The sequence below is a fragment of the Streptomyces sp. NPDC051183 genome (genome assembly GCF_040682455.1).
GTDB lineage: Bacteria > Actinomycetota > Actinomycetes > Streptomycetales > Streptomycetaceae > Streptomyces.
Window position 1 is genome coordinate 67,951 of sequence record NZ_JBFBBA010000034.1, and the last position, 24,953, is coordinate 92,903.

General features: G+C 71.8%; 18 protein-coding genes. 7 read left to right on the top strand and 11 right to left on the bottom strand.

The features are described from left to right. The first annotated feature begins 78 nt into the window (after nt 1-78). The 3 genes from AB0M99_RS27195 (at nt 79) to AB0M99_RS27205 (ending at nt 5,364) form a co-directional block, all read left to right on the top strand. A complete protein-coding gene (locus AB0M99_RS27195) occupies nt 79-1,857 on the top strand; it encodes an SMI1/KNR4 family protein (RefSeq protein ID WP_365924830.1) in 1,779 nt (592 codons plus the stop codon). 98 nt (nt 1,858-1,955) lie between these two features. Next, nucleotides 1,956-3,974: a glycosyl hydrolase gene (locus AB0M99_RS27200; protein ID WP_365924831.1), complete on the top strand. Its 2,019-nt coding sequence runs from the start codon at nt 1,956-1,958 to the stop codon at nt 3,972-3,974. A gap of 139 nt (nt 3,975-4,113) precedes the next feature. Then, nucleotides 4,114-5,364: a glycosyltransferase family 39 protein gene (locus tag AB0M99_RS27205; protein WP_365924833.1), complete on the top strand. Its 1,251-nt coding sequence runs from the start codon at nt 4,114-4,116 to the stop codon at nt 5,362-5,364. Nucleotides 5,365-5,382: 18 nt separating this feature from the next. Here the strand turns inward: AB0M99_RS27205 and AB0M99_RS27210 are convergent, their stop codons facing one another. The 8 genes from AB0M99_RS27210 to AB0M99_RS27245 all read right to left on the bottom strand — a co-directional run bounded on the left by AB0M99_RS27210 (nt 5,383) and on the right by AB0M99_RS27245 (nt 15,762). Next, nucleotides 5,383-6,474, bottom strand: coding sequence for a polyprenyl synthetase family protein (locus AB0M99_RS27210; RefSeq protein ID WP_365924835.1), 1,092 nt, complete (start codon nt 6,472-6,474; stop codon nt 5,383-5,385). Nucleotides 6,475-6,506: 32 nt separating this feature from the next. Next, a complete protein-coding gene (locus AB0M99_RS27215; protein ID WP_365924837.1) occupies nt 6,507-7,418 on the bottom strand; it encodes an SDR family oxidoreductase in 912 nt (303 codons plus the stop codon). After that, nucleotides 7,415-8,035: a helix-turn-helix domain-containing protein gene (locus AB0M99_RS27220; RefSeq protein WP_365924839.1), complete on the bottom strand. Its 621-nt coding sequence runs from the start codon at nt 8,033-8,035 to the stop codon at nt 7,415-7,417. Before AB0M99_RS27220 ends, AB0M99_RS27215 begins: the two co-directional genes overlap by 4 nt. A gap of 71 nt (nt 8,036-8,106) precedes the next feature. Then, nucleotides 8,107-9,243 carry a substrate-binding domain-containing protein gene (locus tag AB0M99_RS27225; protein WP_365924841.1) on the bottom strand — a complete coding sequence of 379 codons (1,137 nt, stop codon included), beginning with the start codon at nt 9,241-9,243 and terminating at the stop codon, nt 8,107-8,109. Nucleotides 9,244-9,283: 40 nt separating this feature from the next. Beyond that, complete coding sequence (locus AB0M99_RS27230) at nt 9,284-10,303, bottom strand: ABC transporter permease (RefSeq protein WP_365924843.1); 1,020 nt, start codon at nt 10,301-10,303, stop codon at nt 9,284-9,286. Continuing rightward, nucleotides 10,300-11,850, bottom strand: a complete 1,551-nt coding sequence (locus AB0M99_RS27235) for a sugar ABC transporter ATP-binding protein (protein ID WP_365924845.1) — start codon at nt 11,848-11,850, stop codon at nt 10,300-10,302. Before AB0M99_RS27235 ends, AB0M99_RS27230 begins: the two co-directional genes overlap by 4 nt. Nucleotides 11,851-11,972: 122 nt before the next feature. Then, complete coding sequence (locus AB0M99_RS27240; protein ID WP_365924863.1) at nt 11,973-14,702, bottom strand: SpoIIE family protein phosphatase; 2,730 nt, start codon at nt 14,700-14,702, stop codon at nt 11,973-11,975. Nucleotides 14,703-14,793: 91 nt separating this feature from the next. Further along, complete coding sequence (locus AB0M99_RS27245; protein WP_365924847.1) at nt 14,794-15,762, bottom strand: cyclase family protein; 969 nt, start codon at nt 15,760-15,762, stop codon at nt 14,794-14,796. A gap of 226 nt (nt 15,763-15,988) precedes the next feature. Here AB0M99_RS27245 and AB0M99_RS27250 point away from each other — a divergent pair, with 226 nt between their 5' ends. Then, the gene (locus AB0M99_RS27250; protein WP_365924849.1) at nt 15,989-17,812 is read left to right on the top strand and encodes an ABC transporter ATP-binding protein; all 1,824 of its coding nucleotides are present in this window, start codon (nt 15,989-15,991) and stop codon (nt 17,810-17,812) included. 3 nt (nt 17,813-17,815) lie between these two features. On the opposite strand, the gene AB0M99_RS27255 is transcribed toward AB0M99_RS27250, so the two are convergent. Next, nucleotides 17,816-18,244, bottom strand: a complete 429-nt coding sequence (locus AB0M99_RS27255; RefSeq protein WP_365924851.1) for a MarR family transcriptional regulator — start codon at nt 18,242-18,244, stop codon at nt 17,816-17,818. A 132-nt stretch (nt 18,245-18,376) separates the two neighbouring features. On the opposite strand from AB0M99_RS27255, the gene AB0M99_RS27260 reads away from it, so the two are divergent. Further along, on the top strand, nt 18,377-19,261 hold the full coding sequence (locus tag AB0M99_RS27260; protein ID WP_365924853.1) for an MBL fold metallo-hydrolase: 885 nt from the start codon (nt 18,377-18,379) through the stop codon (nt 19,259-19,261). 100 nt (nt 19,262-19,361) lie between these two features. On the opposite strand, the gene AB0M99_RS27265 is transcribed toward AB0M99_RS27260, so the two are convergent. Then, on the bottom strand, nt 19,362-21,065 hold the full coding sequence (locus tag AB0M99_RS27265) for an NlpC/P60 family protein (protein WP_365924855.1): 1,704 nt from the start codon (nt 21,063-21,065) through the stop codon (nt 19,362-19,364). A gap of 300 nt (nt 21,066-21,365) precedes the next feature. On the opposite strand from AB0M99_RS27265, the gene AB0M99_RS27270 reads away from it, so the two are divergent. Further along, nucleotides 21,366-21,659, top strand: a complete 294-nt coding sequence (locus tag AB0M99_RS27270) for a hypothetical protein (protein ID WP_365924857.1) — start codon at nt 21,366-21,368, stop codon at nt 21,657-21,659. Between the two features lie 7 nt (nt 21,660-21,666). Here the strand turns inward: AB0M99_RS27270 and helR are convergent, their stop codons facing one another. Further along, on the bottom strand, nt 21,667-23,817 hold the full coding sequence (helR, locus tag AB0M99_RS27275) for an RNA polymerase recycling motor ATPase HelR (protein ID WP_365924865.1): 2,151 nt from the start codon (nt 23,815-23,817) through the stop codon (nt 21,667-21,669). 276 nt (nt 23,818-24,093) lie between these two features. Between helR and AB0M99_RS27280 the strand changes: the two genes are divergently transcribed. Further along, nucleotides 24,094-24,870, top strand: coding sequence for a serine hydrolase domain-containing protein (locus tag AB0M99_RS27280; protein WP_365924859.1), 777 nt, complete (start codon nt 24,094-24,096; stop codon nt 24,868-24,870). Nucleotides 24,871-24,953 lie beyond the last annotated feature (83 nt).

Below are 24,953 nucleotides of genomic sequence, written 5' to 3' on the forward strand. Positions count from 1 at the left end.
ACGGCCTCCGGACGCCTTGCCGCCACCACGATCCGGCTGACCTCGGGCGTTGTCGGTGCGGGTACGTAAGGTACCGGCATGATCACACCCTCGGTTGACGAGTCCTGGGGCCGCATCGAAGCCTGGCTCGCGCAGTACGCCCCCGCCAGCCACGCGGGACTCAGGCCGCCCGCCCTCCCGCAGGACATCCAGGAGGCCGAGCGCCGTCTCGGCCTGACGTTCCCGCCCGACCTGAAGGAGTCGCTGCTCCGTCACGACGGAGTGGAGCTCCAGGACGGGACGCCCCAGCTGGGCTACTACGGGCCGCTGTCCGGCGTGGCGGACATCGTCAGCAGCACGGAGTTCCTGAGGGACATCGGCGAGGACCTCGCCGAGGACGAGGCGGAGTACGGATACGACGAGGACGAGAACGACGAGCTGGCCTACTGGCCGCACGAGCGGCTCCTCGTCACCCTGGGCATCGGGTGGCAGTCCTCCGACGGCCTGTTCCTCGCCTGCCGCCCCGGCCCCAACCACGGGCGCGTCGGCCGGTACTTCGACGAGGATGCGCCGTCCTTCACCCCCTGGCCGGGACTGCGTCACGTCCTGGCCGACTACGCGACGGCGCTGGAGACGGGCACGCCCTTCAACGGACGGACCCCGCTGGCCTTCCAGGGCGTCCTGATCTGGGAGGACGAGACGGCCACCGTCCCCGAGCCCGTCTCACCGCTCGCGCTCGCCGCCGAGGCCGTCGAGCCGGAACCGGAGCGGCCGGTCGAGGCAGAGCCGTCCACGCCCCGGCCTGACGGTGCGTACGTCGCCATCACCTTCATGCAGACCGATGCGGAACCCGAAATCGGGCAGCCGGACGTGGTGTTCGTGCACGGGATCGCCCCCGCGGAGCTGGCGCAGCGGCTGGGCACCATACCGGCCACCGCCCGGCCGCGGAGCCGCGAGGAGGCCCGGCTGTCCGCCGGAGCACCGTGGGCGGGCCACCGCCCGATGGTGCGGATCGGTACGGCCGGCAGCTGGTCGTACGCCACACAGGAGGGCGGCGATCCCCAGTTCGGCCGACCGGAGCTGCTGCGCCGGCTGTCCAAGGACACCCGGGCCGTGACCCTGACCAAGCGTGGCCCGCAGGTGCGCGTCAGCCTCGTCGAGGACGGAGCGCCGCGGCCGGATGCGGGCCGGGAGGTCGACTCGCCGCGTGAGGACTACAGGACCGGGCCCGACGGGCAGGAGTACCAGGTCCTGTACGTCGACCCCTGGCCCGGTTCGACGGCCGCGTACGCGCACTTGCTCGCCGGACTGGAGGAGGCGTACGGCATTGCCTGGCGGCCCGAGGAGGACGGGGAGGAGCCGCTGGCGAGCGCGCTGCTGCTGCCGGTACTCGACGAGCACGACGCATCGGCCCGGCCCGAGCCCTCCTGGGTCCGGGACTTCGACCTCGGTGAGCTGGTCGCGCGGACGACCCCGGAGCAACTGCGCGCGGTGGTAGCGGGGCAGCTCGTCCGGTTGGCGGCCGAGACCGGCATCGACACGTACCCCGAGGTGTCGCGGGCGCTGGAACGCATCGGCCGCGACGAGCCGGTGGAGCTCCCGGCCGACGGACCGCTGGAGCTGAGGATGAGGACCCTGGCCGCCGAGACCCACGCGGCCCGGAAGATGCTGGACACCGCCCGGTACCGGTGTGAGGAATCGCCCGTCACCCAGGCCGACTTCAGCGCGTGGGCGCTGCGCGACGGGGCGGTGAGGGCGCTCCGCGATTTCGTGCTGCTGCCGACACCGACGGCCGCAGCCTCGATCCTGCACCAGCGGTTGTCCGCGCGCTGGCGGGACGACCTGATGGCGGACCTGGCCGAACAGGGCGCTCCTTGATCGTCTCCTCGGTGGCCCCACCCTCCGTCAACTACGCTGACCGCAGCCCTACCGAGCCCGCGATCTCCGCAGCCCTCCGTGTTCCTCGAAGGACGCCCGTGCACATACGCCGTTGGACCACCGCTCTCGCCGCCGCGCTGGGTGCCGGCATCCTGGCCGTCGCGCCAGGACTGGCAATCCCCGCGGCAGCGCACTCGGTCGTGCCCGCCGACCCGGCAGTGTCCGCCCCGGGGCGCGACGTACTGAACTGGCTGGCGCACCTGCCCAACCGCAGTGACGGCGAGCGGGTCATGTCCGGCTACTTCGCCGGATACAGCCGCACCGACAGTCACCGTGACGCCTTCGACGCGACGAAGCAGCAGGTCGAGGAGGTGTACGCGAACACGGGGCAGCACCCGGCGGTCATCGCCTGCGACTACGCGGACGGCTGGGTGGACGGCAGGGGCTCGACGGCCGTCAGCACCTATTGCAACGGCTACCTCAAGGAATCCTGGGGCAGGGGGAGCCTGCCCTCGGTGAGCGTGCACGCACCGAATCCCGGCGGCGGCTCGATGAACGCGCCGCTCGCCGACTTCGCCGAGCTCACCGACCCCGCCACCCCGGCCGGCAAGGCATGGCACGCGACCCTGGACCAGGTGGCCGCCGGTCTGAAGGACCTCAGCGACGCCGGGGTTCCCGTGCTGTTCCGTCCGCTGCACGAGATGAACGGCGCATGGTTCTGGTGGGGCGGTCAGAACCCGGCCGCGTTCCGCGCGGTGTGGCAGGACATGTTCGACCACATCGGCAAGAAGCTCGGCGCCGGGGCACGCAATGTCATCTGGGTGTACGCGCCGAACTGCGGGCAGGGCGACTACGGCGCCTCGGGCTTCTACCCGGGGTCCTCGTACGTGGACGTCGTGGGACTGGACTGCTACCTGTCGGACCCGGCGGCGGCGCAGGGCTACGACGAACTGGTCCGGCTGGGCAAGCCGTTCGCGTTCACCGAGATCGGCCCGCCCAACGCGCCCGGCAAGGACCATCCGGACCCCGGCTTCGACTACGCGAAGTGGACCGAGGCCCTGCACACCCGCTTTCCGGAGACCGCGTACTTCCTGACGTGGAACAGCCCGTGGAGCCCGGTCCGCAACGGCAACCTCCACGGCAGTGAGCTCATGAACGACCCGTGGGTGGTCAACCGCGGGGAGATCGACCTGAGCCGGCGCACGGAGCGGTCCGGCGTGGAACTCGCCGGTTTCGAGTCCGGCACCCAGGGCTGGGGTTCCGGCAACACGACCGCGGGCCCCTGGGCGGTCGACGAGTGGGTCGCCCGCGGCGCCAGGTCCCTCAAAGCCGACATCGACCTGGGCGCCGGCCGCGAACCGCTCCTGAAGTACTCCACCCCGCAGAACCTCACCGACCGCACCCGGCTGACCGTCCGGGCCCGTACCGCCCCCTGGGGCGACCACGCCTCCGGCACCAAGGCCAAGCTGTACGTGCGCACCGGCGCGGGCATGACGTGGTACGACGACGGCGCCCAGCCCACCGGCCCCGACGGCACCACGCTCACCCTCGACCTCACCAGGGTTCCGGCCCTGGACGACGTACGCGAGATCGGCGTCGACTTCGTCCCGGCCGTCGGCGCCACGGGCAGGAGCGCCGTCTACGTCGACGACCTGCGGGTGGAGGGACCGCTCCGGCTCGCCGGGTTCGAGACCGGCACCGAGGGCTGGAGCGGTTGGATCACCACGGGCGGCCCCTGGTCGGTCACCGAATGGGCGGCGCGGGGCACCCGCTCCCTCAAGGCGGACGTCGACCTGGCCAAGGGCGAGGCTTTCCTCCACCGCAAGGGCACCTGGGATGTGACGGACCGCACCCGGCTCACCGGCCGCGCCCGCACGGCGCCCTGGGGTGATCACGCCTCCGGCACCCGGGCCAAGCTGTACGTGCGCACGGGCGCGGGGATGACGTGGTACGACGACGGCGCGCGGCAGGTCGGACCGGACGGGGTGACGCTCACGCTGGACCTGTCCAAGGTCGCCGGACTGCACGACGTACGCGAGATCGGCGTCGACTTCGTCCCGGCCGCCGGCGCCACCGGCACCGGCGCCGTCTACCTCGACGACCTCACGGTGGAGTAGCGGGGCCCGCGGGCCCGGGGCCACCGGCTTGTCAGCTGTGGCCGCCATTGGGTGGGTATTGGCGGAGTCCGACACCTGTGTACCGTTGTACGCTGCCGCAGATAGCAGTTGATCTTTAAAACGATGATCAGGATGGAATGTGCCCCAAAACTCCATACGCTCCGGTGTCCCGGATGCGCAGTCCGTTGCCGAGCCCGGGGCGGCCGCGAAGGAGTCGGCCCTTCGCGGCGCGGGCCGCCGCGTGCTCGCCAACCTGGAGCGGGCCCGGCAGGCGCTGCTGATCCACATCGCGCTGCGGGCCGTCGGCCTCGGCGTGATGGCGGTCTGGGCGGAGCGCAAGGACGTCCGGCCGCTGGAGATCCTCGGCGGGCGCTGGGACGCCGTGTACTACCTGCACATCGCCGAGAGCGGGCTCACCACGCCGATGGCGTACCCCTCGCCCTGCGCGTACGCCGGACCGAGCTGCCAGATGGCGTTCTTCCCGGTGTACCCGATGATGATCAGGTACACCTCCTACGTCACCGGGCTGCCCATGAACTGGGTGGCCATGGGGCTCGCGCTCCTCGCCTCGGTCATCGCCGCCTGGGGCATCTTCGCGGTGACCGACCGGATCTACGGCAAGCGGGTCGCGCTGTTCACCTGCGCCCTGTTCGCGATCGTGCCCGCCGCGCTCGTCGAATCGATGGCGTACACCGAGCCCATCTTCCTCGCGCTGTCCGTATGGGCGATGTACGCGGTCATGTCGCGCGCCTGGCTGACGGCCGGGGTCCTGGCCTTCCTGGCCGGTGCCACGCGGCCGTCGGGATCGGCGATCGTCGCGGCGGTGGTGCTGACGGCGCTGTTCGAGTACATCCAGTGGCGCCGCAAGAAGCGCAAGAAGCGGCCTCCGGTGGGCCGGATGCTGACGGCCGTCGCGATCGCCCCGCTGGGCTGGTTCGGGTACGTCGGCTACGTCGGGTACCGCTTCGGCCGCTGGGACGGGTACTTCGAGCTCCAGCAGCGCTGGGGATCGGTGTACGACGGCGGCTGGGACACCCTGGTCAACCTGAAGAAGACCTTCACCGAGGTGCACACCACCCTCAACCACGTGGTGGTGTCCCTGACGGTGGTCGCGGCGGTGACCCTGTTCGTGATCATGACGCGCCGGCGCCGGCCCCCCGCCGTCGTGTGGATCTACACCGCGATGATCCTCCTCACGGCGCTGGGGGGAGCCGGCTTCTACTTCTCGAAGATGCGCTTCATCCTGCCGGCCTTCCCGCTGCTCTTCCCCCTCGCCCTGGCCATGGCCCGCGCGAAGAAGAGCACCGTGCTGTGGATCATGGCCGGTGCCACCCTCGCCTCCGCCCTCTTCGGCGGCAACCTGAACTTCGTCTGGTGGGGCAATCCCTGATCCGCGGGCGCGGCCGGCCTACCTGAGCCGGTCGAGGCTCCACAGCGGCAGGAGCTCGAAGAAGGTGACCGCCTCGTCCCGCCACCGGGGGCGCCAGCGGGCGGCCTCGGCGGACGCCAGCTCGGCGTGGCGCCGCATGTCCGCCAGCAGCTTGTCCCGCACGCCGCGGTCGCGGGCGATCTCGCCGATGGCGGCGACCGTCTCCCGGGTGCATGCACGGTTCCCCAGCGCGGACTCGATCACGGCCCGCTCGGGGCCGGTCAGCCCGGCCGCCAGCAGGGCCCGGACGGTGTAGCTGCGCCGGCCGTCGCGGATGTCCGTACCCGTGGGCTTGCCCATGGCCGCCGCGTCACCGAAGAGGTCCTGGTAGTCGTCGCGCATCTGTTCGGAGATCCCCACCAGTCGTGCGTAGCGGCGCAGCTCGGCGTCGAAGAGGGCGGGCTGCTCGCCGGCGGCCAGGAGTCCCAGCTGAAGTGGTGCGAGTGCCGAGTAGCGGGCGGACTTGTAGTCGGCGACGGTGTGCAGAACCTCTTCGTCCGGCAGCGCCGTGAAGTCGCGTTCCATGTCGATGATCTGGCCGACGAAGGTGGCGGTCGCCGCCCGGGTCTGTATCTCGACCATGCCGTGGCGCACCGGCAGGGGGGCCTCGGAGTCGAGGAGGACCCGGAGGGAGAGCGCCAGCGCGAGGTCGCCCGCGAGTACGGCGAGCCCGAGCGCCGCCTGCGGGTGGCCGGGCAGCTTGTCGCGGTAGGCGTAGTAGGTGGTGGGGCCGCCGCGGCGGGTGGCGCTGTCGTCGATGATGTCGTCGTGGACCAGGGCGTGGGTCTGGAACAGTTCGATGCTCAGAGCCGCCTCGTCCAGCCCCGCCACGGGCTCGGTGGTCACCAGCCGGGCCGCCTCGTGGAGGAGGGCCACCCGCATCCGCTTGCCCCCGCGCAGGGACTGGTCACGCAGCAGGCCGAGGCATTCGGGCGTGAACCGGCTGAACGACGGTGCGTCGAAGGTCGCGCCGAGCTGCTCGAAATACTCCTCGAACAGTGCCTGGAACCGGCGCTCGTACCCGGCGAGACGGGTCCGGATCTGTTCGGCGAGGACTGCGGTATCGGTCACGTGGAAAGACTCCTGCTCAGGGGCGGGGCTTGTCACAGCGGGTCTCCGAGGGGCCCGTGCTGCTCTCCCAGATTCTTGGCCCAGTGGGCGGCGAAGTCCGGCTGGGTGCCGTCGGTGTCGGTGAACCCGTACTCCTGGTACAGGCCCCAGGTGGCCAGAGCCCGTCCGGTCTTGGCCATGACGTGCGGGTCGGCGGCCAGCGCCGCGACGGCCCGTCCCAGGTAGGCGGGGGTTTCGGAGTGGGCGAAGTCGGGGTCGTGGGCCGCACCCTCGCGCCAGTTGGCCTCGGTGACGCCGAAGTGCTCCAGCATGGCCTCCGAACGCAGGAAGCCGGGTGTGATCGCCACGGCCGCGATGCCGTGGGGCCCCAGTTCGGCCGCCTGGCCGACGGCGAGACGGATCACCGCGGACTTGGCCAGGTCGTAGAAGAACGAGCCGCGGTAGCGGGCGGTGTTGCCGTCGGTGACCTCCACCACCAGCCCGCTCCCGCGGGCGACCATCAGCGGCAGTGCGAACCGGCTGGTGATCACATGCGTCTCCACCGCCCGCCGCAGCAGCCGCAGACCGGTCTCCAGGTCCTGCTCCCACAGGGGGCTCTCCCAGTCGGTCAGCGCGTCCCCGCCCCATACGGAATTGACCAGGACGTCGAGCCGTCCGTCCTGCTCGGCGGCGATCCGGTCGACCAGCGCGCGGACCTCGTCGGGGCTGCTGTGGTCGGTACGGGCGGCGATGCCGAGGCCGCCGGCGGCGGTGACCTTCTCGGCGGTCTCCTCGATGGTCTCCGGGCGGTCCAGGTCGGAGCGCCCGGTGGCGGTGCTGCGGCCGGTGACGTACACCGTCGCGCCGGCGGCGCCGAGCTCGACGGCGATGCCCCGGCCGCCGCCCCGGGTGCCGCCGCTGACCAGGGCCACCTTGCCGGCCAGTGGCCGCGCGTCGGTCGTCATGATCCCTCCAGTTCGTGGTTCTGGTCGTACGGGTGCGGCAGGTGCGGGGACAGTACGAGGGCGAGTTCCTCCCGGAGCCGCTCCGCGAGGGTGCCCCGGCGTTCGAGGGCCCAGGTCAGGCCCGCACCGGCGACGACCGCCTGAACGGTGCGGGACAGCGCCGCCGGATCGGTCCCGGCGCGCAGTTCGCCCGCACCGGCCGCCTCCGCCAGCAGTTCCCCGATCGCCTCCGCGCGGGCGCGGTGAACGGCCAGGGCGTGCTCGTGGAGCTGCGGATCCGTGAGGTCCAGGCACAGGAACGCCAGATGGTTGGCGAAGGTGTCCGGCGTCTCCATCTCGGCCACCGATTCCACCGTCAGCTCCACCAGGGCTCCCAGGGCGGATCCGTGCGCCCTGCGCACGCGCCCGGCCTGCTCGCCCGCGTCCTTCGCGGACCGTTCGGCGAGTGCCAGGAGCAGGCCGCGCTTGGACCCGAACCGCTGTACGAGGGTGGCGGGCACCAGCCCCACCTCGCGCGCCACCGCGGCCAGCGTCAGTCCCGTGGGGCCGACCCGGCCCATGACCCGGGCCGTCGCGCGCAGGATCGCCGCATCCTCGACCCCTCGGGGACGACCCATCGTCACTCCCTCGGTTCATAAATGCCTGTTCATTTATTAAATCGAACGATCCGGCTCCGCGCAAGGGGCCCTCAGCGGTGCCAGATCTTCCGGTACGCCTCGCGGTAACCGGACGGGTCCCATGACGTGGCGCCACCGCTGTTCTCCGCCGTGGCGATGTGGACGGGGGCCACGTAGCCGCTGGCGGGCCGGCCTGCGAAGGCGCGGTTGAACTCGTCGATGATCTGCCAGCCCTGCTGGGACAGCGGCTCGGGGACCGTGGCGGCCTGGAACTGCTGGCTGTTGATGCGCTGGAAGGCCGAGGGGTCGCCGTCGCCCGCGCCGATGTTGAAGGGCGGTCCGGAACCCGGTTCGCCGGCCGCGCGCAGGGCCGGGGCGGCGTCGGCGAAGTACAGGTCGTTGATGGCGACGGAGTGGGTCCACCTGTCCCGGAAGCGGGCGAGGAGGGAGGACACCTCCTGCGGGGTCCGGCTGCTCGCGTCCGGGATGGGGATGTTCTCGTACGCCAGGACCCGCACGCCGGAGCAGGTGGCGAGCTCCCTCTTGATGAGCTCCGCCTTGTTCCTGGCGAACGGGATCGAGTCGTCGGTGAAGACGACGACCCCGGCAGTGCCGTGGGACCGGGCGATGATCCAGTCCGCGCTCGCCCTCGCCACGTCCTCCACCTTCGTGGTGATGTTGGTGAAGAGTCCGGTGTCCTCGCTCGGGCCCGGGGAGTGCACGGCGTGCCAGCCGATGACCGGGATCTGCGCCGCCCGGGCCCGCGCCACCTGCTGCGAGGTCAGCCGGGGATCGAAGCCGCCGACGACGATGCCCGAGGGCTTGAGGGTGATGGCCTGGCTGAGCGCCGCCTGGATCCCGGCGGGGGTGCCCTCGCCGTCGATCACCCGCAGCTGCCATCCGATGGCCTTCGCGGCTTCCTCGGCTCCCTTGGCGACGCCCGCGACGCCGGGGTTGGTCATGGTCTGCGCGACGTAGACGATCGTCCGGTCGGACACCGCGGCGGGGCCGGTGACGGGGCCGTTCCAAGAGGTGTCGGCGTTCTCGGCCGCCCGGACGGCTGCCTCGGCCTTCGCGAGGGCGGAGGGACAGCCGGACGGCGACGGTCCGCCGGCGGTCGACGGGCCGCGCTGGCAGCCGGCGAGGAGGGCGGCGGCCGCTGTCACCAGGGCCGCGGCCGTGAGGGTGGTCCTGTGGTTCGAGTGCACGGTGCTCCTGAAGCGGGTGCGCGTACGGGGTGTTCTGGCTCTAGGGGTGGCCGGCAGCGGTGGCCCGGGTGCGCAGCCTGCGGCGGGCGGAGTAGCCGGCCAGGCCGACGGCGATGAGCAGGGTGCCGCCGTTGAACAACGGCGTGGCCCAGAACCGGGCGCCGAACTGGCCGATGCCGGCGAGGCCGATGGCGAGGACGGCGACGGCGACGAGGGTGCCGAGGGCGTTGGCGCGGCCGGGTCTGATCGTGGTGGCCCCGAGCAGGGCGCCCACGAAGGCGGGCAGCAGGTAGTCGAGCCCGACACTGGGATTGCCGGTCTGCTGCTGGGCGGCGAGCAGGACGCCGGCGAGGCCGACGACCAGGCCCGACCCGGCGAAGGCGTAGACGGCGTACCGGTGGGTGGGGATGCCGATGACGGCGGCGGTGCGCGGGTTGGAGCCGATGACGTACAGGTACCGGCCGAGCGGCAGCCGCTCCAGCGCCAGCCAGAGGGCCACAGCGACGGCCAGGACGTAGAAGGCGGGTAGGGGCAGCCCGAGGAACCGGGAGTCGTAGAGGTCGGTGAAGGCGGTGGGCAGGCCGCTCGGCCCGGGAACGATCCGGGCGCCGTCGGTGATCCAGCCGGTGGCGGCGTACATCATGCTGCCGGTGCCGAGCGTGGCGATGAAGGAGTCGATCTGCCCGAACTCGACGACGACACCGTTGAGGGCGCCGATCGCCGCACCTGCGCACACCACCACGAGGCAGGCGAGGGGCCAGGGCCAGCCCTCGTTGACGATGAGCTGCATCGTCATGACGTGCGCCAGGCCGAGTCCGTAGCCGATGGACAGGTCGAACTTGCCGGTGGCGATGGGGATCGTGGCGCCGAGCGCCAGGATGGCGGGGATCGACTGGTTGGACAGGATCGAGGAGATGTTGTCCCGCGTGGGAAAGGTGTCCGGCAGGGCGAGGGAGAAGACCAGGAAGAGCAGGGCGGCGAGGGCCAGGAGGCCGTAGCTGCCGATGAGGTGTCCGCGGAGACGGCTCAGCACGGACCCGGGCGCGGGGGAGCGGGTCATGGGTTCGTCGTGGTCGTGGTGACGGGCGGCACGGCCGAGGCGGTCCGGGTGAGTTCGGTGACGGTGAGGGCCCTGCCGGTCAGCTCGGCGCTCACGGTCCCGCGGACGAACACCAGAGCGCGGTGGGACATGCCTGCGACCTCTTCGAAATCGGTGGAGATGAGCAGAACGGCCAGGCCGGAGGCCAGGGCGTCGTCGAGCAGCCGGTAGACCGTGGCCTTGGCGCCGACGTCCACGCTGGCCGTCGGCTCTTCGAGGACGAGCACGCGCAGGCCCGCCCGGAGCGAGCGGCCGACCACGACCTTCTGCTGATTGCCCCCGGACAGGGTGGCGATGGGCACCTCGCTGTCGCGGGGGTGCACGGAGAACCGGTCGATCAGGGCCGCGGCCTCGGCGCGCTCGCGCCCGGGGCTGATCCAGTGCCGCGCCGACCCGCCGGCCGCCCGGGGGTTGGCCAGGAAGTTCTCCCGCACGCTGAGTTCGGCGGCGCAGCCCTCCTCCTGGCGGTTGGCCGCCACGAAGCCGACGCCGGAGTCGAGAGCGGCGCGGACCGTACGCGGGTGGTACGGCAGGCCGTCGAGCAGCACACGCCCGCCGAGGAGGGGCCGGGCGCCGGCGAGGGCGCGGCCCAGGTCCATGTGGCCGGCGCCCGTCAGGCCCACCATCGCGAGGACCTCTCCGGCGTGCAGGTCCAGGCTGACGCCTCCGGCGTACTCGGTCGTCACCCGGTCCAGGCTCAGCACGGGCGGGCCCGCGGAGGGGGCGGTGGCGGGCCGGTGGACGGCATGCTCCCGGCCCACGATGGCGTTCACCAGCCGGGCGGGGCTGTGGCCGGCGAGCGGCCCCCGGCTGACCAGGCGGCCGTCGCGCAGGACGGCGAAGGTGTCGGCGACCTCGTAGACCTCGTCGAGCCGGTGGCTGACGTAGAGGATGCCGTGGCCTCGGTCGCGCAGGGCGTGCAGTACGTCGAACAGCCGGGCGCAGTCCGCGGCCGGGAGGGTGGCGGTCGGCTCGTCGAGGACGATCAGCTCGGCCCGCGTCGCCAGGGCGCGGGCGATGGCGACCAGCGAGCGCTCGGCGGGGGCGAGGTCGGCGATCCGGGCGTCGGCGTCCAGGTGCCCGGCGACGAGCCGCAGGGCCCGCGCACAGCGTTCCCGGGTCCGCCGCCAGGAGATCAGTCCGCGGCGGCGCGGGTAGCCGGTGCCCAGGGCGATGTTCTCGGCGATCGTCATCCACTCGACGAGACCGAGGTCCTGGTGGATGAAGGACATGTTCCGGGCTGCGGCGTGGGAGCCGAGCGGGTGCCCCGCCACCGTCACCTCGCCCTCGTCGGCGTGGTGGACCCCGGCCAGCACCTTGATGAGGGTGGACTTTCCGGCCCCGTTGGGGCCGAGCAGGGCGAGGATCCGGCCCCTGTGGATGTCGAGGTCGACCGCGGACAACGCGACGGTGCCGCCGAACCGCTTGCCGAGACCGCGCATGCGGACGAGCGGCTCCGCGCCGGAGCGGGAGGACGGGCCCGTTGGGGTGTCGGGAGCGTCATGCACAGACTTCTCCGGGGGTCGGCCTCCGAGATCTTCCCGACTGCATGGGGGATTCTATGCGGACAACGCCTCTCATATCCGGCATTTCGTCTGCCTGAACGCGCCGGTCACCGGTCGGGCCGCGTTCACGCGCACTCCGCCCAGATGACCTTGCCGCTGGTGGTGTAGCGGGTCCCCCAGGACTGGGCGAGCTGTGCGACGAGGAACAGGCCGCGGCCGCCCTCGTCGGTGGTGGCCGCATGGCGCATGCGGGGGGCGCTGCTGCTGGTGTCGTGCACCTCGCAGATCAGGGTGCGGTCGTGGATGAGGCGTACCTGGATGGGCTCGCTGCCGTAGCGGATGGCGTTCGTGACCAGCTCGCTGAGCAGCAGTTCCGCGGCGAAGGCCGACTCCTCCAGCCCCCAGCGGCCCAGCTGGTCCATGGCGGCGGCGCGGATATCGCAGACGCGGGCCGGGTCGGCGGGCAGGTCCCAGGTGGCGATGTTGTCGGGGGACACGGCGTTGGTGCGTGCGACGAGCAGCGCGATGTCGTCGCCGGGGTGTTCGGGCGCCAGGGCGTCGATGACCGCCCGGCAGGTGTCCTCGGCGGCGCGGTCCGGGTGGGCCAGTGCGCGGCGCAGCTCCGCGAGGGCCACGTCGATGTCGCGGTGGCGGTCCTCGATGAGTCCGTCGGTGTAGAGGATCAGCTGGCTGTGTTCGGGGAGGTGGATCTCGGCCGATTCGAAGGGCAGGCCGCCCAGGCCCAGCGGGGGCCCCGCCGGGACGTCGGGGAAGGACACGGTGCCGTCGGCCAGGACCACAGCGGGCGGCGGGTGGCCGGCGCGGGCCAGGGTGCACTGCTGCGAGGTGGGGTCGTAGATGGCGTACAGGCAGGTGGCGCCGACGATGCCCGCGTTGCTGAGCGCGGGGTCCTCCCCGCCCTCCTCCCGGTCGAGGCGCACCATCAGGTTGTCCAGGTGCGTGAGGAGTTCGTCGGGGGCGAGTTCCAGTTCCGCGAAGTTGCGGGCGGCGGTGCGCAGCCGGCCCATGGTGGCTGCGGCGTGCAGCCCGTGGCCGACGACGTCGCCGACGAGGAGGGCGACGCGGGTGCCGGACAGCGGAATGACGTCGAACCAGTCGCCGCCCACCCCGGCCTCGGCCGGCAGGTAGCGGTGGGCGACCTCCACGGCGCCCTGCTCGGGGAGGCCGCGCGGGAGCAGGCTGTGCTGGAGGGACAGGGCCAGGGTGTGTTCGCGGGTGTAGCGGCGGGCGTTGTCGATGCAGAGGGCGGCGCGGGTGGCGAGTTCCTGGGCCAGCGAGCGGTCGTCGTCCCCGTAGGGCGCGGGGTCCTGCGAACGGTAGAAGCTGGCCACGCCCAGGACGACGCCGCGGGCGAGCAGGGGGACGGCGATGAGGGAGTGGACGCTGTGGGCGAGGAGCAGCTCGGTGTGCTCCGGGTCCTGGGCGATCCAGCCGAAGGCGGCCCTCAGGTCGGGTTCCAGCACCGGCTCCCCGGTCGTCAGGCAGCGCATGTGGGGTGTGGTGGGGCTGAGGCCGACCCGTTCGCCCACCGGGTAGAAGGGGCAGTCCTCTCGGATGCCGTGGACGACCGTACGGTGCAGCTCGGCGGTGGGGTCGGCGGCCTCTTCGCCGCGCAGTACGGCCTCGGGCAGGTCGATGGTGACGAAGTCGGCCAGTCGCGGGACCGCCATCTCGGCCAGTTCCCAGGCCGTGCGGGTCACGTCCAAAGTGGTGCCGATACGGGCGCTGGCCTCGGCCAGCAGCTCCAGGCGGCGTCGTGCCGCGACGGCGTACTTCCCCACCTCCGGCTCGCCCACCAGCACCAGTCCCCTCACCGCGGGCGTGTCGTCCGGGGCGCGGGGGACGTGCGCGGGCGGCGGGGCGGCGTTCGCGTGCGCGGGGGCGGGGTGTGCCGGGGCGGGGGCGTGCCGTTCCTGCTCGTCGGGAAGGAGGGCCTCGATGACGACGCCCTCCACCCCGGAGGGGCTCGTCACGGGACGGCTCACGAGCGTGATCCGCCGGCCGTGGGACAGGGGCACCTCGGAGGCGGCCCGTTGGGCCGAGGCCATCAGCTCGGTGGCCTTCTGCTTGAGGAGCATCTGATCGTTCTGGTCCAGCTCGCTCTGCAGCAGTTCGTCCATCCTGAGGGGGTGGCCGTTCACGCCGCCCTCGCCGGCGAGGGCGTGGCTTCCCGCGTCGAGGTACGCCTGCAGCAGGCCGCGCTCCCGGGCCGAGCTCTGCTCCATGAGCCGTCGCTCGATGGCTTCGGCCGCCCTGCGCACCACGGGAACCAGCGCCGGGTCCGCGTCGGTGTAGGGATAGCCGAGGCACAGCACGCCCTCGATCCGCCCGCTGAGCTGGTCGCGGACGGGTATGGCGGTGCAGGCGCTCGACTGGGACCGCTCGGCGAAGTGCTCGGCGCCGAAGACCTGCACCAGTCGCCGTTCCGCGAGCGTGAGGCCGATGCCGTTCGTCCCAGCGACCTGCTCGGCGAACACGAACCCGGGGAGGGTCTGGATCGCGGCGAGATGCCTGACCATGGCCTTCTCCCCGAAGCGGCGTTCGAGCACCGTGCCCTGTCCGTCCGCGAGGCAGATGTTCATCCGGCTGCCCGCGAATATGGACTCCAGCCGGTCCAGCACGGGCCCGGCGGCGCGGACGAGGGGGCCCTGCGGGTCGAAGTCCTGGGTGAAGGGCAGCTCGGACTGGTCCGGTGACAGCCCCAGCAACTGACAGCGCTGCCATGAGCTGAGGATCGGACCTCTCACGCTCCCCTCGACCGACTCGGCCGGCGCGCCGTGCAGAAATCGGTCACGGGGACGCACGGGGCCGATGCGGTCTCCCACGACCACCATCTGCACCACTTCCCTCACGGGAACACTCTCGATAGCCCGATTTGAGTATATTCCTCACATTTTAAGGACAGGTGAATCCGTCGATCGGGCCTCACAGGATCGCGACGGGGTTGACGGGAGAGCCCGTCCCGCCCGGGACGTTCAGCGGCGTCACGACGAGCATGAACGCGTAGCGCCCCGCCCGGGCGCAGGCCGCGGAGAGCGCTTCGAGGTCGAGGTTGTCCAGCAGCGGCACTCCCATCGCGGTGATGGCGAGCGCGTGGACGGGGGAGTGCAGGCCCTCGACCGGAGATGGCCGTACGTCGCTGTCCCCGTCCGCGCCGAGCAGGGAGACGGCCCGCTCGGCCAGCAGCGCCATGGCGTTCACGTGCCAGCCCGCGCTCGCCGTGTCCGGGTTCCAGGGGCCGATCTCCCGGCGGCGGCGGAAGTGGCCGGAGCGCAGCAGCACCGCATCGCCGTCCCCGACCGTCACGTCGAGCGCCTCCTCCGCGGCGAGGACGTCCCGCGCGTGCACGGCGGTGCCGGGCTCCAGCCATGCGACCCCGCGGGCGGCGGGCACATCGAGCAGTACGCCCCTGGTGACCAGGGGCCCGAGCGCCGACACCGCCCCGAAGCGGGCGCCCGCGGCATCGACCACGTCGCGGGCGGTACGGCCGTCGTAGAGCTGCCCACGGTATGCGATGTGTGACAGTGCGTCGAGGTGGCTCACGCCCTTGCCGTGGTAGTCCACGGCGAGGAAATCCTTGTACGCGGAGGGCTCCGGGGCCTCCACGTCACCGAGGTCGGACATGTAGTGCAACGCCGGCTTTCCGTTGTCCGGTCCCGGGCGGGTGTTCCAGGGCCGCCCCATCGGCACGACCGTGCCGGACCGGATCGCGGCGGCGGCCCGCTGCACGTGGCTCGGCGTCACCCGGTTCCAGGCGCCGCGCTCGGCCGCGGCCCACTGGCCCCACGTACGGACCGCCTCGAAGAGCGCGTCGAAATCCTGGCGGGACACGGCGGGCCCATGGCCGGGACCGGTCGGCGGCGGGGCGGATGCTCCAGCGGGATCGCTGCTCATGTGGACTCCGTGAACGATGTGCCCGAGGCCCCCACGGCCAGCATTCCCGATGACGCCGCCGCGCGCACCGCGTGAGCCCTCGGGGCGGATCCGCCGAGGCCGTCCCGCGGTACCGGCTCGTTAGTCCGTGCGGGACGTAACCCACACGGAGAACGCCGGTACGGCGGGCGTGCTCTTGCGGGACACTGCGGATCCGGGGTCTGCCGTACGACATCACAGGGTCGCCATGGGATTGTCCGCACCACGGGGCGTTCGGCCCGGCAGGGGGCCGGTGCTCCTCGCACTTCGCTACTACGGTCGGGAGTTGGTGCGGCTGCGGTGGCTGGCGGTGCCCACGATGCTGCTGCCGGCCCTGGGCAACATCGGCATCTTCTACGTCGCCCCGCTGATCGTCGCGAAGCTCGTCGGGCGCATCGCCGGCGACCGGGCACCCGACATCGGCTCGATGCTCCCGTACGTCCTCGCATTCGCCGGTGTCCTGCTGCTCGGCGAGGGGTTGTGGCGGCTCGGACTGCACTGCCTGAACCGCCTCGACGCCCGCGGGATCGAGAGCCTCTACGTGATCGGCATGGACGAGCTGTTCGCGAAGGACGCCGCGTTCTTCCACGACAACTTCGCCGGCTCGCTGACCAGACGGGTCCTCAGTTTCGCCTCCCGCTTCGAGGAGTTCGTCGACACGCTGACCTTCTCGGTCGTGGGCAAGTTCGTGCCGCTGCTGTTCGGGTCCGTGGTGCTCTGGCAGTACGAACCGCTGCTCGTCGTGGTGCTACTGGCCATGATCGCGTTGACGGCGGTGGGCGTCCTGCCCCTCGTCCGTCGCCGGCAGGCGCTCGTCGGCCGGCGCGAGGAGGCCATCGCCCGGGTGTCGGGTCACGTCGCCGACAGCCTGATGAACATGGACACGGTCCGCGCGTTCGCCGCCGAGGAGAGCGAGGCCGCCGAGCACCGCTCGCGGGTGGCGGAGTCGCGGGGCCTCATGCTGCGTTCGTGGGACTACGGCAACCTGCGCATCGACACGCTGGTCGCGCCGATGTCCGTACTGACCAACGCGCTGGGCCTGCTGATCGCGGTCGCCGTCGCCGGCGGCGGGAACGGCGGTGTGGAGGCGGTGGTGGTCGCCTTCACCTACTTCTCCAACGCCACCCGGATCATGTTCGAGTTCAACCAGATCTACCGCCGCCTGGAGAGTTCCATGACGGAGGCGGCGCAGTTCACCGAGCTGCTGCGGAAGCCGCCGACCGTACTCGACCCCCAGACCCCGGAACCGCCGCCGGCCCGGGCCGGTGACATCCGCTTCGAGCGGGTGACCTTCGCCCACGAGGGCGGCAACCCGCTCTTCGAGGAACTCGACCTGGCCGTGCCCAGCGGCGCGAAGATCGGCCTCGTTGGCCGGTCCGGCGGCGGGAAGACCACCCTCACCCGGCTGTTGCTGCGGATGACGGACATCGACGCGGGCCGGATCATGATCGGGGGCCAGGACATCAGCCGACTGCGTCAGAGCGACCTGCGCGGCCTGATGGCCTACGTCCCCCAGGACCCGGCGATGTTCCACCGCACCCTGCGGGACAACATCGCCTTCGCCCGGCCGGACGCCACCGACGCCGAGATCCGCCGCGCGGCCGAGACCGCGCACGTCACGGAGTTCGCGGACGCCCTGCCGTGCGGCCTCGACACCATGGTCGGCGAACGCGGGGTGAAGCTGTCCGGCGGGCAGCGCCAGCGGGTGGCGCTCGCCCGGGCGATCCTGCGCGACGCGCCGATCCTGCTGCTCGACGAGGCGACCAGCGCCCTGGACTCCGAGAGCGAGATCCTCGTACAGGACGCGCTGTGGCGGCTCATGGAAGGACGGACGGCCTTCGTGGTGGCGCACCGGCTCAGCACGGTCGCGGGCATGGACCGGCTCGTCGTCCTCGACCGCGGACGCATCGTCGAGCAGGGAACCCACCAGGAACTGCTCGACGCACACGGCGCCTACGCGAAGCTCTGGCAGCACCAGTCCGGCGGCTTCCTCAACGCCGATCCCCCGCGGTCCGACCTGTGCGACGACTGAGGTTCACGCAGAGGTGACGGCCCGCTCCAGCAGGCCGTGGAGGACGCGCTGATCCTGCTGCGTGAGGCCGGACAGCGGAGAGTCCACATGGAGCAGGTCCAGGAGCCGCGTCCGCAGCGCGGTGCCCTCGGCGGTGAGGACGAGGTGCTTGGCGCGGCGGTCGGTGGGGTGCGGGTGGCGCTCGATCAGGCCCTGCTTCTCCAGCTTGTCGACGACGAAGGTGGTGTTGGAGGGCTCGCAGCTCATGCGCTCGGCGAGCTCCCGCATGGTCATCGGCCCGCTCATCTCCCGCAGAGCGGTCGCCTGGGACGCGGTGAGGCCCAGGGTGGCGGCGCGCTCCCGCACGTGCTCGGCGATCCGCTGCGCCAGCCCGTTCACCAGACCGCACAGCTGCCGCTCGGCGATGGCCTGCTGCTCGGGGGACGTCGTCATGCCAGCACTCTAGCAAGTCCGTCAAGACAAAACATTTCTAGCTTGAATGATTCAAGTTAGATGCTTATGGTTGGGCCTCGTCGCCGTGACCAACGCGGTGACGGCCTGACGACGACTCACGGGAGAGAACCCATGGCTGACTTGACGGTGGATCAGGGCGGACGACTGCGCCGGCCGGCGGGGATCCGTTCGATACGGCTGGGCGACACGAAGGTGTCGTACGTGCCGGACGGCGACGTGCGGTTCCGGCCGCTGGACCTGCTGGAGGACACCACCGACGAGGTGTGGGCCGCGCACCCGGAGTACCTGGACGCCACGGGTCAACTCGTGGGGAGCGTCGGCGCACTGCTGGTGGAGCACGGCGACCGGGCGCTGCTGATCGACGCGGGCTTCGGCCCGCAGGAGCACGAGGGTCCGCAAGGCCCCGTCCGGGCGATCCGGGGCGGCGCCCTCCCGCAGGGTCTGGCCGAACTCGGCCGCCGGCCCGAGGACATCGAGGCGGTGGCCTTCACCCACCTGCACTCCGATCACCTGGGCTGGGCCTGCCATCCCGCCCCCGGCGGTGACCGGCCCGTGTTCGCCCACGCCGAGTACCTGATCTCGGAGCCCGAGTGGGAGCGGCGCGACCTCCTGGAAGCGCAGGGCATGGCCGAGCAGGTCGCGGCCCTCGCGCCGCGCGTGCGTACGATCACGGACGGGCAGGAGATCTTCCCCGGGGTGCGCGTACGGGTCGCCCCCGGCCACACCGTCGGGCACGCCGAATACGTCATCACCGGGGGCGGGCGACGGCTGATCGCCTTCGGGGACGCCCTGCACGCGCCGATCCAGATCGACCACCCCGAGTGGTCCTCGGCCTTCGACCACGACCGCGTCCGGACCGCCGAACACCGCCGCCGCCTGGTCGCCGAGATGGCGGAGCCCGGCACGATCGGCTTCGGAGTCCACCTCGCCGACGTGGTGTTCGGGCAGGTCCGGCACGACGGGGCCGGCCCGGCCTGGCGGCCCCTGGACGCCTGACCCGCCGGGCCGGGGTACCCCGCAAGCCGTAGCGCGGCCGCGCCCGGCCCGTCACCCGGTCGGGGGCGGCGGGCCGGCGCGGCCGAGCGGGGCCCGCCGGTCAGATGCGGTGGACGGTGTGCAGCTTCTTCGCGTAGGTCCCGGTGCCGTCCAGCAGCGAGGCGCCGCCCAGGTCCGACATCGTCGGCCCGTTGCCGGTCTTGCGGCTGGACAGGAAGCGCCGCTTCCCGGCCGAGTCCGGGCCGAGGTAGATGCCCACGTGGTCGACGGTGGCGGTCACCGTGTCATCGCCGGAGTCGGCGTTGAACAGGACCAGGTCGCCGGGCTGGAGCTGCTGCGCGGCGGGCGGGTTCGTGCCGTCCGTCTGGTCGATCCGCACACCGGGGGCGTAGTCCACCATGTGGCGGGACTTGCGCGGGATCCGGGTCTTCGAGGTGTCCTCGCCCGCGGCGACCGGAATGCCCATGTGGTAGCCGTAGACCATGCGGGTGTAGCCCGAGCAGTCGAGGTTCCCCACCTGCTTGCTGGACGGCCCGGTGTAGGTGCCGTCGGGGAAGGTCCAGCCCAGGTTCATGTACTCGTGGAAGTCCGCGCCCTCGTAGCGGAAGCCCTGCGGGTCCAGGTAGCCGTATCCGGCCGCGCCCAGCACCTGCTTGCCCGCCACGGGGGAGGCGTCGCTCGTCACGGCCGGAGCCCCCGCGAGGAACATGGCCGCGAAGGCCAGCACGTCGGGAGTCGGCGATCCGGCCCAGCCGCGCACGGTCTGCTCGAGGGCCGAGTTCCAGGTCCCGTCGAACGGGGCGGGCAGGACGCGGACCCAGGAGTCGTGGGTGACGGTCGGCTGCTGCTGCCAGGTCCCCTCGGTCACCTCGAAGCTGCTCACCACGAGCTTGACCGGCAGGTTGGTGCAGCCCTGGTTGGCCAGCGCGCGAAGGCCCACGCGCCCCTTGGCGAAGGTGGAGTCCGTGACGTCCACGGCCCAGGCCGCCGGCTCTGCGGAGTCCGTGCGCCAGGCCTTGACCCGGATGCGGGCACCCTCGCGGCGCACCCGGATGGTCCAGTTCGTGCCCGCGGGCACTGCCGAGGCGAGGGTGACGGCCGTGGTCAGCTGGGTGACCGCGTCCGCGACCTCCTTCTCCACGCGCAGCTCGACCGCGCCGGAGGTCAGGAAGGACAGCCGCGCCCGGTAGTTGTTGTGCGTGTCCTGGTAGCCGAAGGACAGCGCGTACGAGCAGGCCTGTCCGGCGGGCACCTTGTCGAACTTCGCGACAGAACGGACGTCGACGTCCGTGATCTCGTCGTCCCGAAGGCTCGCGTGACGGCTCGCGTAGTCGGTGGTGAGCGCGATCGTCGCGCTGCCCGGAACGACCGAGTAGTCGCTGTCGGCGGGCCCGAGGGTGGACCAGCTGCCGCCGCCCGGCGAGGTGCCCCAGTACTTCCGGTCCGCGACCGGCAGCGCCAGGTCGGGGAGCGTGCGCTGGAAATCGTCCGCGAAGGGCTGCTTGTTCTCCGCGAAGGTGCGCTGCGGGCCCGTCAGGACGACGGTGCGCGCGCCCTTGGTCAGGAGCGCCACCCGCTTGCCGCCGGAGGTCACCTCCATGCGTTCGGGCGTCCCCGGGAGCACGCTCGTCGTGAGGCGGCCCAGGGAGACCTGGGTGTAGTACGCGGGGTCCAGCGGGCCGAGGGTGACCGAAGACCGGGGCGACGTGAGCGACGCGGGAACCGCGACCGCGGCCGGCTGGGCCGCGGCGAGCGCGGAGGCGGAGGCCGGGGCGGCGGCTCTGGGCGAGGCCGCGGCGGTCATGGTGCCGAGTGGGACGGAGACGGCCGCGCCGGCGAAAGCCGTAAGGACATGGCGACGTGAAGTATGTGTCATGCACTGAATCATGCGGGGTGACTCTTCTGCATGGGACACCACCCCTGGTCATCTGCGCACCCGAGGGCATTGAACGCGTTCAAACCCTCTGGCAGTATTGCCTCCGGGGGAACCCGGGAGCAGCGGAGTGCGTGAATCCGCTTGCCCTCGTGGCGGGTTCGCCATGAGCTCGGAGGTCAGTGCGAAATGATTATTGCCCTTTTTGTCTTCCTTGTTTTCGGTGCGGTCGTGTCCGTCACGCCTGGCGCCGCCCTGGGCTACGGCTTCGTCGTGGTGAGCGGGAGGCTGCCGCTCGTCGCCAGGATCCTGATGCTGCCGGTCCTGGCGACGGGCTCCGCGGTGGCGTGGCTGGGCCTGGTGGACCCTGTCAACCTCTGGCGGCCGGCCATCATGGTGCTGTCGTTCGCCGCGACCCTCGGCACGGGAGCCATCTGCCTCGTACGCGAGGCCCAGAAGCGCCGCGCACGCCGCACCCCGCCCGTCGTGTGGCCCAACTGGTATCCGCCGGCCCGGCCCAGGTGACCGAACGTCAGCAGCTCGTGAGGACCACGAGCTGCTGGGTCGCGCGGGTCATCGCGACGTAGCGGTCGACGGCTCCTTCGACGCCCTGTCCGAACTTCTCGGGGTCGACGAGCACGACCAGATCGAATTCGAGCCCCTTCGACAGCTCCGGCGTCAGCGACCGGACCCGGGACGTCGCCCGGAAGGCCGGGTCGCCGATGACACAGGCGATCCCGTCCGCGTGCGCGGCGAGCCAGGTGTCGAGGACCGAGTCCAGGTCCGCGACGGAACCCCGTACGACCGGGATGCCGCTGCTGCGGATCGACGTCGGCACATTGGCGTCCGGGAGCGCGGCGCGGATGACCAGCTCGGCCTCCGTCATGACCTCTTCCGGGGTGCGGTAGTTGACGCTCAGCGAGGCCACCGTGATCCGGTCGAGTCCGGCCCGCTCCAGCCGTTCCTGCCACGGCTCCGCGAACCCGTGCCTGGCCTGGGCGCGGTCACCGACGATGGTGAAGCTCCGGGACGGGCAGCGCAGCAGCAGCATCTGCCACTCGGCCTCGGTCAGTTCCTGGGCCTCGTCCACGATGATGTGGGCGAACGGCCCGGCGAGCAGGTCCGGTTCGCTGCCGGGCAGTGCGGTCTCGTCGATCAGGGTGTCCTGCAGGTCCCGGCCGCGCAGCATCGTCACCGCGCCGTCACCGTCGTCGTCGGCCGCGAGGATGCCGTCGATGACGTCGGCCCTGCGCGCACGTTCGGCGGCGACAGCGGCGTCGCGGCGACGCTTGCGCACCGACGCCTCCGGGTCGCCGAGCCGCTGCCGCGCCGCGTCCAGGAGCGGCAGGTCGGACACCGTCCAGGCCTGCGCGTCCGCGCGCTGCAACCGGCGTACGTCATCGGGGCCGAGCCACGGGGCGCACTTGCGGAGGTAGGCGGGCACCGACCACAGGTCTCCGACGAGTTCCCCCGCATCGAGCATCGGCCACGCCCGGTTGAGGGTCCCGATCAGCTCCCGGTCCTGCAGCAGCGACCTGCGGAGCAGCTCGGGGGCGACATCGCTGTCGTCCTTGTCCATCAGGATCGTGACCAGCTCCTCCCGGATCTGGTCGCGTGCCTCGTTGTGCGGAGTGCCCGGCTCCACCGCCCTGAACGCCGCCGCCCAATCGGCGGCGCTCAGCCAGATGTCGGACCAGTGGGTCTCGACCGTCATCCCCTCGGTGGGCGGCTCCTCGTAGATGCCGACGGCCGCCTCGATCGCCTTCACCAGGTCCGCGGACGACTTCAGCCGGGCCACGTCCGGGTCGGTCTCGACCGCCGCCGCGGCCCCCTCGGCGACCAGGTCGCGCAGGGTGCAGGTCTGTACGCCCTCCTCGCCGAGGCTGGGCAGCACATCGGCGACGTAGGCCAGGTAGGGCCGGCTCGGACCGACGAACAGGACGCCGCCCCTGCGGTGGCCGAGGCGCGGGTCGGAGTAGAGGAGGTGGGCGGCGCGGTGCAGGGCGACGACGGTCTTGCCTGTACCCGGGCCGCCGTCGACGACGAGGGCGCCGCGGGAGCCCGCCCGGATCACGGCGTCCTGGTCGGACTGGATGGTGGCCAGTACGTCGCGCATCCGCGCGGACCGCTTGCCGCCCAGGCTGGCGATGAACGCAGACTGGTCGTCGAGCGCGGCGTGCCCCTCCAGCCCGTCGGCGGTGAACACCTCGTCCCAGTAGTCGCTGATCCGGCCGCTGGTCCAGCGGTACCTGCGGCGGCTCGCCAGTGCCATCGGGTTGGCGTGCGTCGCCGCGAAGAAGGGCTCGGCCGCGGGGGAGCGCCAGTCGACCAGCAGCCTGCGCCCCGTGCTGTCGGTGAGGCCGAGGCGACCGATGTACACGGGCTCGGGGCTGTCCGCAGAGACGATGTGCCCCAGGCACAGGTCCAGGCCGAAGCGGCGCAGGGTGCGCAGGCGACCGGTCAGGCGGTGGATCTCGGCGTCCCGGTCCATCGCCTCCCGGCCGACGCCGCCGGGCGCCTTGCGCGCGACTTCGAGGCGGTCGGACAGTTCGGCGATCTGCTGCTGGAGGCTCTGCGAGATTGCCGCGAAGTGCTGCTCGTCGCCGCCGGTCAACGCCGGGTCGGCCTTGGGGGAGAGGTGGTCGGGCAGGGCGAACGCGCTGGTGGTGGTCAGGGTGTTCAACACACGCACTTGGTGAAGCTCCCGTTTCTGTAGGCTGTTGTGACCTTGGACCGCGATTCTGCGCCACGACCGGGGCCTTGCCGCAAGCCCCCCTGTGCGCTATAAGTTGAGAGTGGCAAGGAGTGATCATTCCTCGTTGCCCTCTCGTCCGCTCTGGACAGACAAGCCCTCCACGCATCCGCGATGCGCCACGCCCGGCCGGCGTCGGTCACCGAGTGCGCTTCGCTGCGGGCCCGCCCATACTGGCGGGGTGAGGCGGACTCGTACGGTCTTGCTGTGCATCGCCGGCCTGATGGGCGCAGCCCTTCCGGCCGGAACGGATGCGGCCCCGGCATCGGCCCCGCGCCGGCGCCGGAGGACTGCGTCCGGTCACCGGGCCCCGCCCGGGGCGAGGCCCGCGAGGTCCTCACGATCGCCGAGCAGGCCCAGCGGGAGTTCGGTCTGAACTCGGTGATCCTACGGGTCTCCTCCGGTGACCGCGAGGTGCTCACCACGGCTCTCGGGGAATCCATGACGGGCGTCCCCGCCGAGCCGTCGATGCACTTCCGTACGGGATCCGTGGCCATCGTCTACATGGGCGTCGTCCTGCTGCAACTCGTCGAGCAGGGCCAGGCCTCGCTCGACGACCCGGTGTCCCGCTGGCTTCCGGACCTGCCGCACGGCTCGGAGATCACCCTGCGGATGCTCGGCAACTCCACGTCCGGCCTGCACGATTACGTCACGGACCCCGCCTTCCTCGCCGAGCTCAAGGCGGCGCCCCTCCGCAAATGGACCCCGGCCGAGGTCATCGGAATCGCGACGGGCAAACCGCTCCTCTACGAGCCCGGGACCAACTGGAGCTACTCGCACACCAACTTCGCGCTCCTCGGCGCCGCGCTGGAGAAGATCAGCGGCCTCCCGCTGGACCGGCTGCTCACGGAGCGCGTGATGAAACCGCTCGGGCTGAGCCAGACCACCAACCAGTACACGCCGCAGATCCCGGATCCGGTCCTGCACTCCTTCAGCTCCGAGCACGGCACCTACGAGGAGTCCACCTTCTGGAACCGTTCCTAGTCAGTGAGCAGGAGTGAGTCTTGGGCCCATTCCTGTGCACTGCGGACATCCCGAACGGTTTTGGGTGTCCTGGTCGCCCGCGT